18 protein-coding genes and 1 tRNA gene are annotated in these 17,086 nt (G+C 40.7%); 2 read left to right on the forward strand and 17 right to left on the reverse strand.

Annotated elements, in window-relative coordinates; all coding sequences use genetic code 11:
• Window positions 1-28: 28 nt before the first annotated feature.
• The 4 genes from efp to IPJ86_10130 form a co-directional block, all read right to left on the reverse strand.
• The gene (efp, locus tag IPJ86_10115) at window positions 29-589 is read right to left on the reverse strand and encodes an elongation factor P (protein ID MBK7887620.1); all 561 of its coding nucleotides are present in this window, start codon (window positions 587-589) and stop codon (window positions 29-31) included.
• 103 nt (window positions 590-692) lie between these two features.
• Entirely contained in the window at window positions 693-1,139 is a 447-nt protein-coding gene (locus IPJ86_10120) for a 50S ribosomal protein L9 (GenBank protein ID MBK7887621.1), read from the reverse strand.
• Between the two features lie 8 nt (window positions 1,140-1,147).
• Entirely contained in the window at window positions 1,148-1,426 is a 279-nt protein-coding gene (locus IPJ86_10125; protein ID MBK7887622.1) for a 30S ribosomal protein S18, read from the reverse strand.
• A gap of 11 nt (window positions 1,427-1,437) precedes the next feature.
• Window positions 1,438-1,797: a 30S ribosomal protein S6 gene (locus IPJ86_10130; protein MBK7887623.1), complete on the reverse strand. Its 360-nt coding sequence runs from the start codon at window positions 1,795-1,797 to the stop codon at window positions 1,438-1,440.
• Between the two features lie 621 nt (window positions 1,798-2,418).
• Between IPJ86_10130 and IPJ86_10135 the strand changes: the two genes are divergently transcribed.
• Window positions 2,419-5,103 carry a hypothetical protein gene (locus IPJ86_10135; GenBank protein MBK7887624.1) on the forward strand — a complete coding sequence of 895 codons (2,685 nt, stop codon included), beginning with the start codon at window positions 2,419-2,421 and terminating at the stop codon, window positions 5,101-5,103.
• A gap of 105 nt (window positions 5,104-5,208) precedes the next feature.
• On the opposite strand, the gene IPJ86_10140 is transcribed toward IPJ86_10135, so the two are convergent.
• Window positions 5,209-6,441, reverse strand: a complete 1,233-nt coding sequence (locus tag IPJ86_10140; protein MBK7887625.1) for an ABC transporter permease — start codon at window positions 6,439-6,441, stop codon at window positions 5,209-5,211.
• 136 nt (window positions 6,442-6,577) lie between these two features.
• Between IPJ86_10140 and IPJ86_10145 the strand changes: the two genes are divergently transcribed.
• On the forward strand, window positions 6,578-6,853 hold the full coding sequence (locus IPJ86_10145) for a hypothetical protein (GenBank protein ID MBK7887626.1): 276 nt from the start codon (window positions 6,578-6,580) through the stop codon (window positions 6,851-6,853).
• Window positions 6,854-7,324: 471 nt separating this feature from the next.
• Here IPJ86_10145 and IPJ86_10150 read toward each other — a convergent pair whose 3' ends face one another.
• The 12 genes from IPJ86_10150 to IPJ86_10205 all read right to left on the reverse strand — a co-directional run bounded on the left by IPJ86_10150 (window position 7,325) and on the right by IPJ86_10205 (window position 17,005).
• Window positions 7,325-8,029, reverse strand: a complete 705-nt coding sequence (locus IPJ86_10150; protein MBK7887627.1) for a noncanonical pyrimidine nucleotidase, YjjG family — start codon at window positions 8,027-8,029, stop codon at window positions 7,325-7,327.
• Window positions 8,026-8,601, reverse strand: a complete 576-nt coding sequence (locus tag IPJ86_10155) for a hypothetical protein (GenBank protein MBK7887628.1) — start codon at window positions 8,599-8,601, stop codon at window positions 8,026-8,028. Before IPJ86_10155 ends, IPJ86_10150 begins: the two co-directional genes overlap by 4 nt.
• 165 nt (window positions 8,602-8,766) lie before the next feature.
• Window positions 8,767-9,414 (reverse strand): uracil phosphoribosyltransferase, encoded by a 648-nt coding sequence (upp, locus tag IPJ86_10160; protein ID MBK7887629.1) that lies wholly within the window; start codon window positions 9,412-9,414, stop codon window positions 8,767-8,769.
• Between the two features lie 6 nt (window positions 9,415-9,420).
• Window positions 9,421-10,155: a 3-oxoacyl-ACP reductase FabG gene (locus IPJ86_10165; protein MBK7887630.1), complete on the reverse strand. Its 735-nt coding sequence runs from the start codon at window positions 10,153-10,155 to the stop codon at window positions 9,421-9,423.
• Between the two features lie 3 nt (window positions 10,156-10,158).
• Window positions 10,159-11,073 (reverse strand): hypothetical protein, encoded by a 915-nt coding sequence (locus IPJ86_10170; protein MBK7887631.1) that lies wholly within the window; start codon window positions 11,071-11,073, stop codon window positions 10,159-10,161.
• Window positions 11,070-12,062, reverse strand: coding sequence for a hypothetical protein (locus tag IPJ86_10175; protein ID MBK7887632.1), 993 nt, complete (start codon window positions 12,060-12,062; stop codon window positions 11,070-11,072). The genes IPJ86_10170 and IPJ86_10175 overlap by 4 nt, the downstream gene beginning before the upstream one ends.
• Window positions 12,062-12,976, reverse strand: coding sequence for an AAC(3) family N-acetyltransferase (locus tag IPJ86_10180; GenBank protein MBK7887633.1), 915 nt, complete (start codon window positions 12,974-12,976; stop codon window positions 12,062-12,064). Before IPJ86_10180 ends, IPJ86_10175 begins: the two co-directional genes overlap by 1 nt.
• A complete protein-coding gene (locus IPJ86_10185) occupies window positions 12,973-14,319 on the reverse strand; it encodes a polysaccharide deacetylase family protein (GenBank protein MBK7887634.1) in 1,347 nt (448 codons plus the stop codon). The genes IPJ86_10180 and IPJ86_10185 overlap by 4 nt, the downstream gene beginning before the upstream one ends.
• A 43-nt stretch (window positions 14,320-14,362) precedes the next feature.
• On the reverse strand, window positions 14,363-15,049 hold the full coding sequence (gene radC / locus IPJ86_10190) for a DNA repair protein RadC (GenBank protein ID MBK7887635.1): 687 nt from the start codon (window positions 15,047-15,049) through the stop codon (window positions 14,363-14,365).
• 104 nt (window positions 15,050-15,153) lie between these two features.
• Window positions 15,154-15,408 carry a 30S ribosomal protein S20 gene (locus IPJ86_10195; protein ID MBK7887636.1) on the reverse strand — a complete coding sequence of 85 codons (255 nt, stop codon included), beginning with the start codon at window positions 15,406-15,408 and terminating at the stop codon, window positions 15,154-15,156.
• 75 nt (window positions 15,409-15,483) lie between these two features.
• A tRNA-Glu gene (locus IPJ86_10200) sits at window positions 15,484-15,559 on the reverse strand.
• 81 nt (window positions 15,560-15,640) lie between these two features.
• Window positions 15,641-17,005: a 2-oxo acid dehydrogenase subunit E2 gene (locus IPJ86_10205; GenBank protein ID MBK7887637.1), complete on the reverse strand. Its 1,365-nt coding sequence runs from the start codon at window positions 17,003-17,005 to the stop codon at window positions 15,641-15,643.
• Window positions 17,006-17,086 lie beyond the last annotated feature (81 nt).

Genomic DNA, 17,086 nt, shown 5'->3' on the forward strand with positions numbered 1-17,086 from the left:
CGTATTTCGTATTTCGTATTTCGTATTCTTATTTTACGCGCTCCACATAAGCTCCCGTCCGCGTATCAACTTTCACCTTATCTCCTTCATTTACAAAAAGGGGTACGTTAACAGTAGCACCATTGTCAAGTGTAGCCGGTTTCAAAGTGTTAGTAGCTGTATCGCCTTTTAATCCGGGTTCACAATAGCTGATAACCAATTCCACAAATGTGGGTGGTTCAGCGAGAATAACATTATCACCTTCAAATGATACTTTCACTTCCATACCTTCTTTAAGGAAAACAAATGAGTCACCAAACAACTCCTTAGGAACAGGAACTTGTTCGAAGTTTTCCTTATCCATACAGACAAGAAAATCTGCATCGTTGTAGAGAAACTCCATCAGTTTATATTCAACACGGGCAATTTCTACTTCTTCGCCTGAACGAAAACGGTTTTCTACGGTTTTGCCTGTTTTAAGATTTTTCATCTTACCCTGATAAAAGGCACGTAAATTCCCCGGAGTACGGTGTTGCCATTCTATGATCTGACAGAGTTCGCCGTTGTAGCGTAATACGGTACCAACGGATACATCGCCTGTATTTGCCATCTTGATTTTTGTTAAATGTTTAAATGAATACTGTAGTTCAAATTCTTTTTAATAAAGAAGGCAGAGTAGATAACCCTGCCTTTCTTTTTTATTTCATCATCGATTAACCTTCTGCTACTTCGAAGTTCAACTTAGCGCGGATGTCGCGGTGAACAATAACTTCAGCAGTATAATTTCCGGTTTTCTTGATATGTTCTTCAGGCATTACCACTTGCTTCTTGTCGATAGCATAACCCATTGATTTGAGTTTATCGACGAGTTGCTGAGAAGTAACAGATCCGAAGAGTTTGCCATTTTCACCCACCTTGGCTCCAATAGAAAGTGTAACACCTTCAAGGGCTGCAGCCAGTTTATCGGCATCCATGCGGAGCTTGCCGATCTTGTGGGCACGCTGTTTTACTACTTCAGCGTGAATCTTTTTGTTGGTATCGTTGGCAATTACTGCATATCCGTTAGGGATAAGATAATTGCGACCATAACCGTTACGCACTTTTACGATATCGTCAGCGTAACCAAGGTTTTTTACGTCCTGTTTGAGAATGATTTCCATGGCTTAGCTTATTTTAGTAAATCGGTTACGTAAGGCATCAAGGCGAGGTGACGTGCACGCTTTACTGCTTGTCCAACCTTACGTTGAAACTTCAGTGAAGTTCCTGTAAGACGACGTGGCAGTAATTTACCTTGTTCATTTACAAATTTGGTGAGGAAGGTGGCATCTTTATAATCGATGTACTTAATGCCCATCTTCTTGAAACGGCAGTATTTTTTCTTTTGTACCTCCACTGCCGGGGGATTCAGGAATCGGATGTTGCCCGATGCATTTGCTGTTGTCGACATGTTTTGGTGGTTTAGTTAACTGCTTCTTCTTGTTTCTTTTGGGTTGCGTTTTTGCGTTTTCTCTCATTGTAAGCTACCGCATGTTTGTCAAGAGCAATAGTGAGGAAACGCATAATACGCTCATCCCGCTTGTATTCGACTTCAATCTTCGCTACCAGAGTAGGTTCAGCTTGAAATTCAAATAAAAAGTAGAACCCTGTGTTCTTCTTTTGAATCGGGTAAGCCAGTTTGCGTAATCCCCAATTGTTCTCGTGAACAATTATGGCACCGCTGTCGGTGAGGAATTTACGATACTTTGCAACCGCTTCATCTACTTGCTCCTGAAGCAATACAGGAGTAAGGACGATTACGGTTTCATAGGTTTTTTTCATTGTAACTGGTTTTTTCCATTTAAGGACTGCAAAAGTATGAAAAATTGGTGGAGTTGACAAGCCGAATTTAATATTTTTATTTGATGAAATGATTTATTAATCAGGTGTTTAGGTGCCTACTTTGCTTATTTGACCTTGATTTTAAAAATTCCACTTGCAAAAGTCAGGTTGTTTTTGTGGACGATTGTTTTCTTATAAAACGCTTTAAAATAATATTCTCGTTTTAAGATAATATTGATAATCAATTCTTTAAAAACATGGTGGTTGCTGGCAAATATTTTCTTGTGAAATGGAAGTTTTCATGACTTTTTACATAGGGTACATCCATGAATATAAATTGATTTAATAAATTATTAAAAGTATAAAATAAGTCTTGCATTGAATGGAATAAACTCCTACATTTACTTGCTATCCTGGCAAATGCTATGAAAATATTTCTAATAGAAAAACATCTGTTAAACGTGATGCAAAGAAAAATACTGTTTTATAGTTAAAAGCTTTCCTGTGTAGTTTTTCACCCGCAATGGGGATAGACTCATGAATTGCTTTTCATTAAATTGTTTAAATTAAGTTGCTATTGAGCAACCACTAAATTCAATCAAACCTAAAACCTTATATTTTATGAAAAACGAAAACCGAAATGTTTGTTATAAATCGTTCCAGTCTTCCATCTGCAAATTTCTTCTAACAATTATATTATGTGGATTATCTAGCTTACAATCTAATGCACAGTCCTTCACTCGATCAACATTTAACGATTCGTTTAGTCCTATCTCTCTGGGAAGCGGAGCCATTGAATCCACAGCCACAGGGGATAATGCAAATCAAACCAATATACCGATTGGATTTAATTTTGCTTATGGAGATAGTATTTTTTCAAATCTCGGACTTAGTACAAACGGATTGATTTGGTTTGATGCAATTGCTCCGCTTGCAACAGTAGGTAATGTCAATCTGGTTACAACAGGTGCACCAAATCAAAGTCTTGCTCCCTGGTGTAATAATTTAATTGACGATGCTTCTTCAAGTATTCTTTATCAAACAGCAGGGGCACCGGGCAGTCAAACTTTTACCATTCAATACACCAATTATCCAACGTTTACAGGCATTCCCGGAAGTAATGTGAGAATGAATTGTCAGGTGATAATTTATGAAACGACGAATGTTGTTGAGTTCAAATATGGAGCTCTAACTGTGATTGGCGCTCAAGCTACCAGTGGTGGTGCGATGATCGGAATGGAATGGGGTACAGGTGGAGGTGGCAAGTTTATCGATGCAATTACGGGTTCTTCCATTGTGAGTCATCGTATGTTGAGTCCGCTTAGTGGTTGGCCCACGTACCATTTCAGATTTACTCCGGGAGCCCCAACAGCCATTGCCTCAGGAACCTACAATGTGGGCGTGGGACAAACTTACCCAAGTTTAACGTTGGCAATAGCAGATGTGAATCACAGAGGGATTTCAGGTGCTGTTACTTTAAATTTAACCGATCTTCAATACGATACTACGGCTTTAAATGGGAGTAACATATTTCCAATTTTCGTGGCAACTCCAAATTCAAGTGATACTAATAGATTGACAATTGCTAAAACAGGCGATCCGGCAACATTGGCTTATAGAGGGTCCAGTGTATCTGCTTCCGGAGCTGGATTCGGTACCGGTGTGGCTACTGCTGCCATCGGACATGCCAGTGAGCCGTTACTGGGAGTTTGTGCTTCTTACACTACCCTTAGGAATCTCAATCTAATTACTCACGGAGCTCCTCAGACTGTTGAAATCGGATTAGCTGTTTTTGAATTGTCTGGAAACAGAGGAGCCCAATATAATTATTTTGATAAAATATCTGTTAACTTAAACCGGGCTCATGGAAATGATGTTTATGGAATTGCTTCTTTTAGTACTATATCTACAGGTGGATTTGCCGGAACCAATTCTTATAATACCTATCGCGATTTAAATATAAAAGATTGTAATGTTGGTATTAGTATATCAGCTCCGAATAATGCAACAGGTCCGGCAGATGAAGGAAATAAAATAATATCATCTTCCTGCAATACTTTCAATTACATTGGTGATCCTAACACTCCGGATGACATCATCGGAGGAGGAAGCTTTGGCGTTTCAATAGCTGGTCAAAATGAATTTGTGGTTCGCAATTGTGTTATTCAAAATATTACAGGCACTAGTTCGCTTGGGGATGTAGATGGAATTGTGGTGGTAAGTTCATATGGGGCAAATGAAATCAGCAATAATATCATTCGAAATTTGCGTCGAAGCAGTACTACAATACAATCAAATCATTTTGTTTCAGGAATCAGGATTAACTGGAATAATCAAACCATGACGTATAAAATATTTAACAACAGTATTAGCAAGTTATTGACTTCTTATACTGCTGCATCAACTACAGTTACAGCTATCATTGGAATTTATTATCAAGATAGCGGCGCTGGTAATGTAACCTCTGAAATTTTTAATAATAGTATTAGCTTGAATGGCAGCACTTTCCCGAATGCATCATCTACATGTTTATCAATTATCAATACCGGATTGAATTTTAGCATTAAAAATAATGTTTTTGCAAATTTTACTTCGGCTCAGACCGGTGTTGCTTTTCACAGTTGTTTTTACACGAATACTATTAATAGATATGGAAACGCTTTGTCTTTGTCAGATTACAATAACTATTATTTAGCAGATACTACAAATGGTAATTTGTTCCGTGCTACCACTGTGAATCATACCAGTTTGGCATCATGGCAAGCTGCAATGACTTTAAATCCAAATTCGGATATTAATTCGCAAGTTGCGAATCCCGGTTTTGTAAATAATGCTACTGATTTACATGGCACTTTGTCCTCTTCATCATTGGATGGCACAGGAACCACACCTCCCGGCTTTGCAGGGTTGGATATTGATTGTGAGCCCCGGAATTTCCCATATGATATCGGATTCGATGATTTTACAAATAATATGATCAGACTTGATCTTAAAGTTTTATTAGAAGGATATTATAATGGTAGTGGATTTTTGAATCCGGTTTTATTTAATTCCGGAGAGGATGTCAGCAATCAAATTTCTGATACAATTACAGTCGAATTAAGAAACCCGACCGCTCCTTATGCGGTTGCTGCCACCAAGTCGGTACTCCTAAAAACCGACGGAAATGCAATAGTTTATCTGCCATTAGCAATATCCGGAGGTAGTTATTATATAGTAGTTAAAGCCAGAAACACCATTGAAACATGGAGTAAATTGCCGGTTACCTTTGGTAGTTTAACTTCATATGAATTTAAAGAGAATTAAAGATGAAGCTATACCGGAACAGTGAATTGAAGTACTGTTCAGTTTTATAGGAAATTGACTCTTGAGGGAGTAGGAAAGAGGATGCTTAAAAGTAAAAGGTAATCCTTACTCATACCTCAATGCTTCTATAGGATCTAAATTAGAAGCTTTAATTGCCGGATATATTCCTGAGAGGAGGCCAACAATAAAACAAAGGCCTACGCCCAATCCAATCCAGTCCCAGGGAACTATAAATGCGCCTCCAACGGCCATTGAAATGAGATTGCCAATACTCACCCCTAGTATGATTCCGGTAAGTCCACCTAACTGACAAATAACAATTGCTTCAACCAGAAATTGTCGACGAATCGTCGATCTGGTGGCGCCTAATGATTTTCGGATGCCTATTTCCCGGGTTCGCTCCGTAACGGAAACCAGCATGATGTTCATTAATCCAATGGAAGCACCCAAGAGTGTGATGAAGCCAATAATAGTTGCAGCCATGGTAACATTACTTAAGGAGTCGATGACCATTCCCGCCAGACTGTCGCTTTGCGTGATTTCAAAACTATTGCCCTGTCCTGTCCGATCCTTCCTAATATTGCGCATTGCGCCAATTGCTTCTCCGGTAGCCGGCTCCAGATCGGTGGTCTGGTTTAACTTTACGGTGATAGAGTAGGTGGTATTATCAGTAGCAAAATCCTGCTTCACGTTTAACAAAGGCACCAGACAAATTTTATCTCCTCCAAAGCCCATACTGGAACCTTTTTCCGCCAAAGTGCCAATTACTCTGTACTTCGCCGCTCCAACACTCACAATTTGATCTATCGCCGATGTTTTCGGGAAGAGCTTATCTACGAGCTCCTTTCCTAAAATGCAGGAATGTACTCCGTTTTCAAGGTCATGAGTAGTGAAATTACGCCCTGCGGTCAAGATGTAACCGGAAACATTGATATATTCAGCATCCACTCCCATTACCGTGATGTTTGGATTGGATTTGACGCCATTGAATTTTATTACTCCAACGGGAGTAGCCATAGCTGAAACGGAAACTATAGAAGGATAATTGAAATTCTTTGCAAAATCCGTAGCCTGATAGTAGGTGATTTTGGCATGCTTCTTTGCGCGCTTCGATTTTCCACCCATATGGATGTTCATCCCGGAATTTCTAATGGTAAAGGAATTTGAGCCCATACTCGAAAAACTATCATTAATAGACCCTTTTAATGCATCAATGGAGGTCAGAATTCCCACTAAAGCCATGATACCGAATGCAATAATGAGGATAGTCAGAACCGTACGGAGCATTTGGCTGCGTATCGCGGTAAGGGCTATTTTGACGTTTTCACGTATCGTCATTGGTCAAAAGTATTGAGGAAAAGCGGATTTCTGTTACAATTGTGAAGAAGTGGTTAAAATTCGTTGTGAAATGTGGAATTAGGTACCTATATTTGTAATATTGCGTTTAAGAACAAATTAAAACAGATATATATCAATGAAAAAAATCTTCATCGCAGCAGCCTTCATGGCATTCTGCTCTGCCGGTTCTGTATTAGCTCAGGCTCCTGCAACCGGTACTTCAACTTCAATTAGTGTTGAAAAAGCAGACGAAACTCAAGCTGACACTAAGAAAGAAACTAAAGCGGCTTCTTGCTGTTCAAAAAAATCAGCTTCAAAATCTTCTTGCGCTGATGCCGGTAAAACAGCTAAAAAATCCTCTTGCTGCCAAAAAGCAGGTCATACTGATGCCAAAGCAGAAGGTACTGAGTAAAAAGCAAAAACTAACTAATTCTTCAAAGAATTTGGTCAATAGCCTCCGGTTTCCGGGGGCTATTTCATTTTATTTAAGCTGTAGAATTTATTACTGTCTAAAATTTTAGCTTCCGGCTTCCGGCTTCCGGCTACCAGCTTCCGGCTACCGGCTACAGGCTTCCAGCTACCGGCTACCGGCTTCCAGCTTCCAGCTACCGGCTACATGCTACTTGCTATTTGCTATTTGCTTAAGATTAAATTGACGGCTGTAAAATTATCACATTCTTAAAAATTTAAATTGTCAATATAAAATCCATTCCATCGAGGCTTAGCGATCAAATCATTCAATACATCTGGTCTTCGCGATCCACTCATTAAACACATCGCTTGGCTATCCACTCATTCAACACATCGCATGGCGATCCATTCATTCAACACATTTTCAAATTTTCAAATTTTCAAATTTTCAAATTTTCAAATCGACAATTCGTCAACTCCCCAGGTGTTCCAAAATCTCTTCCAGCCGTCTGATAGTAATCACCGGAAGTTCATGACATTTTTCGATTCCCGGAGCGAAATGAACCGCGGTCATACCTGCATTTAAAGCACCAAAAACATCTGTTTGATAAGTATCCCCTATCATCATGCAATCGGAAATGTTTGCCGCTCCCGCTTGCTTTACGGCATGCGTAAAAATTTTCGGGTCGGGTTTATGAACCCCAACTTCCTCCGATATAAAAACAGTATCAAAATATTTATCCAATCCGGAGGCTTTTAGTTTTATATGCTGAGCTTCTTTGAATCCATTGGTGATGATACTAAGGTGATAGCGTCCATGTAATTGGTCAAGCAATTCAAGTGCGCCCGGTATCAGATGTTTTTTATTGGGAGTACGCTCAACGAAATGATCCGCTATTTGATGTGCGACTTTTGTGTCATGAATTTCAAAATCCTGTAAGGTGTTCAGGAAACGATGAACACGTACTGCATCCTTTCCAACTTTGTTCTCAGCATACAAACCCCATAAACGTTCGTTATGATTTTTATAACAACTATGAAATTGCTCGAAATCGGGAATCCCTTTCTCTTCGAGTTGTTGATCGATGAAAATTTCTCTCAGACTTTCTTCAGCGTTTCGGTCAGTATCCCACAAGGTATGGTCGAGATCAAAGAATATATGGCTATGTTTTTTCATGGTATGACCTGTTCCTGTAAATCTTTTACGGTGGCTACGTGGTACAACTCAAAGGCCATTGTCATAGTGACGGACCAAAGCATTAAAGAGATGAACATATATAAAAAGATTTTCTTTCTGTTTGATTCAAGACTATTGGCGACAATCGTTCCGATCGGAATTGAAAGTATAACCGGTGTAATGATGGCAATTCCGGTTAGACCGTATTTTTTCCAGACTTTAACAATCCGCCTGTTGCGTTTGGTGAAAATACGCCTTTTATACTCTTCTTTTGCAATATACTCGTACTTAATTTCTATGTCTCCGTCAATATCCGCGACCGGAGTGGAGAAGGGTTGTGGTTTAGAAAAATGTTTTCTGACTTTATTCACGATCCAGTGCTCGAGTGTAAAAAATGGCTGAGAAAGATAAGTAAATATGATGACCGCCAGCATTCCACCAATAACACTGTAGAGCACCGTTTCCAGATTTGAAACATCATAACGTTTATCATAGTACGCAAATGGAGGTCCCGCCACAAATTTTACGCTGCTCAGTAATATAACCTGTATTATTTTCCAGAGTTCTCCCATCTACAACTTTTAATGAATTGCAAAATTACTCGTTATGAAAGGATAATTCCCGCTTAAAGTTTGAATAGTTATTGCATTCAGATAAAATTCCATTTCATTTTTTAAGATAGAATGGAGAAAACCAGACGAGAAATCCGATCAGTAGTTATGTAATAAAATTTTGTATTACTGTTTTTCTCCGTAGGCAAGGTCGCCGGCATCTCCTAGTCCGGGAACTATATAGGCCTGTGCCGTCAATTCTTCGTCAATGGCTCCTATCCAGAGATCTACCTCTTCCGGCATATTTTTCTTAATAAATTCAATTCCCTGTGAGCTGGCCAACGCCGCAACAATATGCGTGTGGCGTGGTTTACCATACTCAAGAATGGCTTTAAATGTAGTGACAAGAGAAGCCCCTGTTGCCAGCATCGGATCTGCCAGAATTAATATTCTTCCTTCAAGTGAAGGACTACTGACATATTCCAGGCGAATATCAAAACTACCATCTTTATGATGTTTTCTGTAGGCACTGATAAAGGCATTGTCGGCGTGATCAAAGTAGTTTAAAACGCCCTGATGCAAGGGAAGGCCCGCACGAAGTATTGTACCTACTACAGGTTGTTCTGAGGGCAATGAAATATTTGCAATGCCTAGTGGAGTAGTGACCTCCTGATTAGCGTATGGGAGCTTTCGACTGATTTCCATGGCAGCAATTTCACCGATCCGCTCAAGGTTTCTTCTGAAGCGCATACGGTCATTCTGAACTTCTACATTCCGGAGTTCTGCGATAAACTGATTGATGATGGAATTGCCTTCACTAAGTAGATGTACCATGTTTTTTTAGATGTATAACCCCCCGTTTATATGAATGACTTGCCCCGTTGTAAAGGAGGCATCTGTACTGCACAAATATACTACAGCTGCAGCAAGTTCTGACGCATGTCCCAAACGTCCTGCAGGAGTTTGCTTTTGTAAATCTTTACGAATGTCATCTTCAACTGAACTGATCATGCCGGCATCAAAATATCCGGGAGCAATACAGTTTACCGTTATACCGAAGCGTGATAACTCAACCGCTTGTGCCCGTGTCAGCCCTTCCAGTGCAGCTTTTGAAGCAGCATAGGCAGAAGTTCCGGCTAATGGCCGATGTGCAACTACCGAGGAAATGTAGAGTATTCTCCCCGCATTCTTCTCCCGCATCATCGGAATACAATATTTACTGACCATCCATGCCGCGGTAGTGTTGATAGCGAAAACCTCCTGCCATTGGTCTGTACTTTGCTTCCAACTGAGTCCACTGAAAGGGATACCTGCATTATTGATTAATATATCTATCGGTCCCAGTTGCTGACGAATCTGATTTGCCATGGATTCAATCGCCGCTTCATTACGCAAATCAGCCTCTACAAGTATATGTTCTCCGTTTAAAGCCGGAAGACTCTTTCTCAATGCTTCTGCTTTGTCTTCATTCTTAAAATAGTGAAGTGCCAAGCGGTAGCCTTCCATTGCCAACTTTGCAGCAATAGCACTTCCTAAACCTCCTGAAGCACCTGTAATTAAGGCAAGCCTTGTCATAATTTAACTTTTGATCCAGCGTAATGCTGTGGGTAGCCGGTTAATTTTAAGTCGTAAATATAGGCAATCAACGCTTCCGAAACTATAATAGAAACGGGCAACAGAAGTAACAGATGATCCGCCAAAATCCAGGGTGATATCTTGTCCGGCATGATACTGAATGAGTTGGTCAAAAAGAAAATGCATTGCACCCTGCTTTTTTCCTTTCTCGCTCGAAAAACCTTTGAGGTAAAGGAGCTGTGTTTTCGTCTTAATGAAAAAAGCTCCCGCATGAATTTCTCCTGATGGATCTTGTACAGCCCAACAATAGGTAGTAGTGTTTTTAGCAGCCGAAATCATGAGATTTTTTAAAGTGCTATAGTCCGCTTCTTTGAATTCTTCCCGCAATGCTTTTTGATGCGTATAAAATAAATCTACAACGGCTTCGGGTTGAAAGTTGTGTTTTAAAGTATAACCCGACTTGCTTGCTTTTTTCAAATTGCGAACTAGATTTTCATTATATCCTTTTTGGATCTGCGAATAATCTGTGCGCAGGGATAATTGCTGGTAAATTTTATGTTCCGGAATAATCCCTTCCGGCAGTTGTTGATGAGCGGTGTGAAGACAAAAGTCCAGGTATTTATAAGGAGAAGGTATGGCAGAAAGAAATGCGGCTTGTTTGTAAAAATCGGTTTTGCTTTTTGCAATTAAACCAAAGTGTCGTGTGAAAAAGGGTTGATAGATATAGTCAATACCAAATTTGCTGCGGTGGGCAAATGGAAAAACCGCTGAGTAATTATCTTCCACCAATGCAGACCATAAAGGACAACAAGCATCAAGGTACCAGGTATAGAAAAATGCCTGACCATCCGGACTTTGTTCAACGCAGTCATTCCAGAGTTGATCGTTGATTTCTTTTCGATTGAGGATACGGATCATTTTCCCGTTTTTGTTTGATGGGAGAAAGTGCAAATCGGATGTGTTGATTTTACCTCACTGACGAACTTCTCCAGTGCCTTTAATCCATATCGGGTGAGTGATTTAGGATGACCAATGATGACCATGTCTTCCTTTTTAGTACGTAAATGTTGCCGGAAGGATCTCTTCAGAAGACTTGCATTGTAACCATCGATGGAAACTGTATTATTGGTCCATCGCGTAAGAAGGTTGAATCGCTGGCCGGGAGCCGGTATCGGTATTCCGTCACCTAAAGGTTTATGCTCATAGGGATTTAAACGCCCCAGAAGGAATAGTCGCCAGTAAAATAAAGGAGAGTTATGAATTGAACTAATTGCAATTTCTGTGAAAGCACCCTCTTCATTTTCTATCAGTGGATCAGTTTGGAACCTCCATCTGCTTTTCAAGGGAGCTCCTCTGAAATCATAATTGTATTGGACCGATTCAAAATATCCATTCGCAAATACACTGCTATCTATTCGAATGCCCGCGTCAAAAAGTGGTTGCACGAGTCGCTCGAAGGGCTGAATACACCATCCTCCCGCACGAAAAGCGGTAATCTGCGGATTGAATTGGGCAAGCCGGTTTTTGTACCTGAAAATAATTTCTCTGATTGAAGCATCATCAAAATCGGAAAGTTTGTATCGATCTACATTGCAAATCCACTTATCGCCATTATAGAAGCTGTCTTCCCAATGTGGATGAATATGCAGTTGAAGGTCGTGTCCGTTATTTTGGAGCTTTTGAAGCTGGGAGCATAACAAGGTGTGATCTTTCTCCAGATGCGGATGTTTTATCATTTCATTTTCCAAACGAAGAAGAAAACCAATATCCACAAAGTGACAAAGTTTGATACCCTGTCGTTCGGCCATTTCCGTTAACATTTCAGTAGGACCCGTAATACATTTCTCCACACTGCCCGTGCGGTCACCAAAGTATAACTCGTAATCAAGAGTGATAAATATGCGCATCAGGAATGTTGTTTATTGTTGCCGTAGGGTGTATACATCGTTACTCCGCGCTCGTTAAATTGTTTGATCATAACTTCCAGCATCAAAGCAGCATCTATCAGCATGGCCTCAGCCTCTCCTATCTTACCGTTAAGCAAAACGAGCTCTTTCTCAAAGATCGGTTTCAGTGCATCGCAATTTCTTTTTACTGACCATGCGGGGTTATGAACTTTGGTATGCATCGTTCTTTGCTCTCCATAATTATCAATCATCGTCACTTGGAATATTTTTTTATCATAAACAGGATAGGGGAATTCAACGGCGTCTTCCAGGCAGTGCAAACTTGTGCCCGCTCCGTTTAGCGTGGTGCCCAACATAAGAATTTTCCCTTTTTTTTCTGCCAGTTTTCTGAAAGGTGATTTTTCATTGTAAGGTGTAAGTTGCCCGAAGTGGGTGGAGGTGTAGAATTCTGCAAGAGGACCTTGTGCACAAACGGGATCAGTAGGGTGCAAGCTGCGTATTACTCCCGGCATTTTTCGGAAAGTTTCAGTGATTAAGCCCATAGCCGATGGAGTTAGTCGCAAGTCAAAAACAGCTCCGCTTTCAAGATATTCTTTGTTTCTGCCAATCGCTGGAAATGAAGGCATGAGTAAGGTGCCTTCCTTTCCGACTGCTTCACGTAAAGCTGCAATGACAGCACTTGCGCCACCCTTTACAAATCCAATTTTACTCAGGCTACTATGTACTAATACCGAATCGCCGTTGCTGAGACCAAGATTTTTTAATTGAGTGGTTATTTCAGAAAGGGAGATTCCTCCATACTGCTCCTGTTTTTTGAGTGACCTTCTTCTCAGTGCCTTCTTAATACGTTTCGCTGATTCCAGCCACGACTCCGGACTGAACCTTAATACCAACTGACGTAATTTTAAATTCATAAAGTATGAAGTGTTTTTACGGGAACGTCCTTCATGGCGTAGATGACGATATCTTCATATACATCCCGCCATCCTTTCCATTCCTCTTTATCGTTAACACTTTGATTATGCCACAAGGTGACGAAAGTCCCGTTAACCGCCTTTACTTCGTCTATTAGTGTTTTTGCTCTGTGAATTGCTTCCTGGGGACTCAGTTTCATATAATCCTTCATGGTCCCATCCATCAGCATAAACGGAATCAATTTTAATTTCGTGCCTACATCCAGATCCAGGTCATAAAAATTGAAACAACTGCATATACTGGCCCGGAATCCGATTTCTGAAGCATAGCCCATTGAATAATCCTCCTTAATATCAAATTCAAGCAGGTTGCGATAGGTGTTGGGGAAAGTAACTTTCAGGAAATGTTGTCTGCTTTTAACCACTTCGCTTTTTAAAACTTTACTCAACCTTCGGACTTCTTTTCTTAACTGATCCTTGTTAACATTGCTGTAATAGGAGGGGTGAACTCCAACTTCCGCATAATCAGCGATAGATTTTATCAGGGACTGAAAATTGCGATTCCCTTCTACAGGAATGTTCTTGTCGTATTCGCCATAATCACCAACCAGGAAGAAATAGATTTGCTTCAGGTGATATTTTCGGGCAATCTCCAATTGCCATTCATAAGTGTCATATGGATCTTTTTCCAGACCGAGTAATACTTTTAATCGTTCACCAATTTTTCTAAAATTTAAGGTGAAAAGTCCTAAGGCTATAGATCCAAAATGCCGAACCATCCCCTTTTCTCTGTAAGCAAAAGCAGAGTCGATATCGAAAGTGGAGATATAACGATAATGAGTATCCGAAAAAACAAGTTCAGGGAAGCGTTGTTTAAGTATATGTTTTAGTTCTAATGCCCAAATATTCACCAGTGGTTTGTCCAGGAATCCTTTTTGATAGGCCAAACTCTGCTGCGGGCTGAAGCGCATATGTTCATCTTTAATATGCGGAAGATATTCTTCGTAGCGGCTTACCAGATAAAAACTGGCGGCAAACAGATCAAAAGGTACGAGATATTTAGGATGGGTTCCAAAAAAAGCAGGCATACCTTTCCATTCAAAAACATTGATTTGCTGATCTTCAATTCCTTTTTCGAATAACAATCGGGTTGCAAAGAAGAAGGGTTCATCGCCAATAGCGTGATCACCGTAACTCATCCTCGGACCTTCGTGTTTTTTAAATACTTCAGGGTCCATAGTCGTGGTGTACGCTAACCCAAGGAGATCCGTTAATAGTAGGTCGAAAATATATTTCAACCGGGGAGATTTTTTAGACGTATAGACCAGCAGGCGATTTGTCATGGATAATTAGACCTCTGATTTTGATCATTAATGCATGACCAAATCAAAGCGTTCCTTCATCTGCAAAACTATAAAAACTTGACCCTGCAATGATGATATGATCAAGAATGGATATTTCAAGCAATTTCCCGCCCTCTTTCAGCTTTCGGGTAAGTTGAATATCACTTTCACTGGGCTTAGGGTTTGCGCTGGGATGGTTGTGACTGAGGATGATGCCACTCGCCCTTATCTGTAAGGCTTCATGAAAGATCATCTTTGGGTCTACAACTGTTCCACTTATCCCTCCCTTGCTTATCGGTCGGATGTCCAACACATGATTGGCCCGGTTAAGGAGAATAATCCAGAATTCTTCATGGGGAAGGTCGCGTAATTGGGGCTCCAGCATATTTACTGCATCCAGACTACAGCTAATATTTTCTTTTTTTCGGGCTTCAACCGATCGACATCTTCTCCCCAATTCCATTGCAGCAACGAGTGTTATGGCTTTTACCGGACCGATTCCTTTTGTCTTAGCCAGATGTTGATATCCGGCTTTTGCCAGTTCAGGTAAGTCGTTATTGCAATAGGCAAGAACTTGCCGTGCTAAATCAATAGCCGTTTGTTCTGCAGTTCCATTTCGGAGAAGAATAGCGATCAACTCGGCATCGCTTAATGCAGAAGAACCGAGTTGTTGCATCTTTTCTCTCGGTCGATCTGCCAATGACCACTCCTTGATTGTGATGTTTTTCATAAAGAGAACAGGGACGTAGCACTAAATAATTCACCCCTGACCGGGCAAAAATAAAAACGCCTCCCCAAAGGAAGGCGTTTGCAATCGTTTAAATACGAGTATGTTTATGCCAGACTGTTCACGTGCTTCTGGATACTGGACTTCAGGTTAGCCGCTTTATTCTTGTGAATAACGTTTTTCTTCGCAAGACGGTCTAACATCGCGCTTAACTCAGGAACTAAAGTAGCTGCTGTGCTCTTGTCCTTTGTACCGCGAAGTTCTTTCAGCAGGTTACGGGTGGTCTTAGCTTGATAGCGGTTACGGACTCTTTTAGAGTCATTTGAACGGATGCGCTTTTCGGCTGATTTGTGATTTGCCATTAGAATTTCAATGTTTAATACTAATTAATTCAGTTCACTCTTTACTTCCCACTTTCTACAGTGAGTTTACTGATTTGGTAGCCCGTACGGGAATCGAACCCGTGTTTCCTCCGTGAAAGGGAGATGTCCTAGACCCCTAGACGAACGGGCCATAGGGGATGTTTCTTACGAAACGGAGCGCAAAATTAGCGCAATATTTGGAATAGGCAAGCCTTAAATGCTTTTTTTCCAATTAGATTTCTCTGTTTGGGTCAAATTGTTCCAAATAATCAGCTACTCTCCTGATAAAACTGCCACCCAAACTGCCATCTACCACTCTATGGTCATAACTCATGGATAAGAACATCATATGACGGATACCAATTGTGTCACCCTGAGGTGTTTCAATAACTGCAGGTTTTTTGCGAATCGCTCCTACGGCCATAATAGCTACCTGTGGTTGATTAATAATAGGAGTCCCCATCACGTTTCCAAAACTGCCCACATTGGTCATGGTGTATGTACCACCCTGAATTTCATCAGGTTGTAATTTATTTTGACGTGCACGGTTTGCTAAATCATTCACAGCCTTTGTCAAACCGATCAGATTCATCCGATCTGCATTTTTAATTACAGGGACAATAAGATTTCCGGAAGGGAGAGCTGTGGCCATTCCAATATTGATGTTCTTTTTGACCAGAATACGGGTTCCTTCCACACTTACATTGATCATAGGGAAGTCCTTGATGGTCTTCACAATTGCTTCAATGAAGACGGGTGTATAGGTGATTTTTTCTCCTTCTCTTTTCTCAAATGATTTTTTAATCCGCTCTCTCCACATGACGATATTGGTCACATCTGCTTCCACATAAGAGGTTACATGGGGAGAAGTTTGCTTGCTCATCACCATATGATCGGCAATAAGTTTCCGCATGCGGTCCATTTCAATAATTTCTACATCTCCGGAGAGGGAAGTAGATGGTTTGGTTGCCGGAAGGGGTGCAGGTTCTGCTACGCGTGTAGTTTGAGGAGGCGGTACAGGAGTTGGTGCAGGAGCAGCTATAACTTGCGGAATCTGACCATTCTTTTTCAATTCAACAAAGCCTAGAATATCTTTTTTAGTCACCCTTCCTTCTGCACCTGTGCCGGGAATATTATCCAGTTCACTTTGGCTGATACCTTCTGTACCTGCAATTGTTCTCACCAACGGCGAATAAAATCGATTCCCATTATTAATAGAGACAGCCGGGACAGCCGATGGGGTAGGTGTAAAAGGAACTGTTTCAACTACTTCCGATGTGATTTTTTGAGGGGCAGGAGTGGTTGGAGCAGGTGTAGCGAGCATTTGCCCATTCCCTGAAACTGATCCATTAGATCCTTCTGTTGAAATAATTGCGATGGCAGTTCCTACCTGAACAACATCGCCTTCATTAAAAAGCCTCTTGGTAAGGATGCCACCGGCTGTTGAAGGGACCTCAGAATCAACTTTGTCAGTAGCAATTTCTAATAAAGATTCATCGGCGTCTATACGATCCCCTTCGTTTTTAAGCCATTTGATTATCGTCGCTTCGTGAACACTTTCACCCATTTTGGGCATTTTCAGTTCTACCTGTGCCATAGATTTTTAATTCTTCGGGTTCTACCTTTTAAGATCGGACGAAGTTAGGAATTATTAGCCTCATCAGGCGTTTTCTACGCT

This window comes from Bacteroidota bacterium (assembly GCA_016713925.1).
In the GTDB taxonomy this organism is placed as follows: domain Bacteria; phylum Bacteroidota; class Bacteroidia; order AKYH767-A; family OLB10; genus JAJTFW01.

Bases quoted from the DNA above. Each gene is read 5' to 3' on its own strand.
- IPJ86_10195 (MBK7887636.1), bottom strand. From the start codon at position 15,408: ATGGCAAATCACAAATCAGCCGAAAAGCGCATCCGTTCAAATGACTCT.
- IPJ86_10155 (MBK7887628.1), bottom strand. From the start codon at position 8,601: ATGGGAGAACTCTGGAAAATAATACAGGTTATATTACTGAGCAGCGTA.
- IPJ86_10150 (MBK7887627.1), bottom strand. From the start codon at position 8,029: ATGAAAAAACATAGCCATATATTCTTTGATCTCGACCATACCTTGTGG.
- efp (MBK7887620.1), bottom strand. From the start codon at position 589: ATGGCAAATACAGGCGATGTATCCGTTGGTACCGTATTACGCTACAAC.
- upp (MBK7887629.1), bottom strand. From the start codon at position 9,414: ATGGTACATCTACTTAGTGAAGGCAATTCCATCATCAATCAGTTTATC.
- IPJ86_10170 (MBK7887631.1), bottom strand. From the start codon at position 11,073: ATGATCCGTATCCTCAATCGAAAAGAAATCAACGATCAACTCTGGAAT.
- IPJ86_10165 (MBK7887630.1), bottom strand. From the start codon at position 10,155: ATGACAAGGCTTGCCTTAATTACAGGTGCTTCAGGAGGTTTAGGAAGT.
- IPJ86_10125 (MBK7887622.1), bottom strand. From the start codon at position 1,426: ATGTCGACAACAGCAAATGCATCGGGCAACATCCGATTCCTGAATCCC.
- IPJ86_10185 (MBK7887634.1), bottom strand. From the start codon at position 14,319: ATGACAAATCGCCTGCTGGTCTATACGTCTAAAAAATCTCCCCGGTTG.
- IPJ86_10130 (MBK7887623.1), bottom strand. From the start codon at position 1,797: ATGAAAAAAACCTATGAAACCGTAATCGTCCTTACTCCTGTATTGCTT.
- IPJ86_10140 (MBK7887625.1), bottom strand. From the start codon at position 6,441: ATGACGATACGTGAAAACGTCAAAATAGCCCTTACCGCGATACGCAGC.
- IPJ86_10135 (MBK7887624.1), top strand. From the start codon at position 2,419: ATGAAAAACGAAAACCGAAATGTTTGTTATAAATCGTTCCAGTCTTCC.
- IPJ86_10175 (MBK7887632.1), bottom strand. From the start codon at position 12,062: ATGCGCATATTTATCACTCTTGATTACGAGTTATACTTTGGTGACCGC.
- IPJ86_10205 (MBK7887637.1), bottom strand. From the start codon at position 17,005: ATGGCACAGGTAGAACTGAAAATGCCCAAAATGGGTGAAAGTGTTCAC.
- radC (MBK7887635.1), bottom strand. From the start codon at position 15,049: ATGAAAAACATCACAATCAAGGAGTGGTCATTGGCAGATCGACCGAGA.
- IPJ86_10180 (MBK7887633.1), bottom strand. From the start codon at position 12,976: ATGAATTTAAAATTACGTCAGTTGGTATTAAGGTTCAGTCCGGAGTCG.
- IPJ86_10120 (MBK7887621.1), bottom strand. From the start codon at position 1,139: ATGGAAATCATTCTCAAACAGGACGTAAAAAACCTTGGTTACGCTGAC.
- IPJ86_10145 (MBK7887626.1), top strand. From the start codon at position 6,578: ATGAAAAAAATCTTCATCGCAGCAGCCTTCATGGCATTCTGCTCTGCC.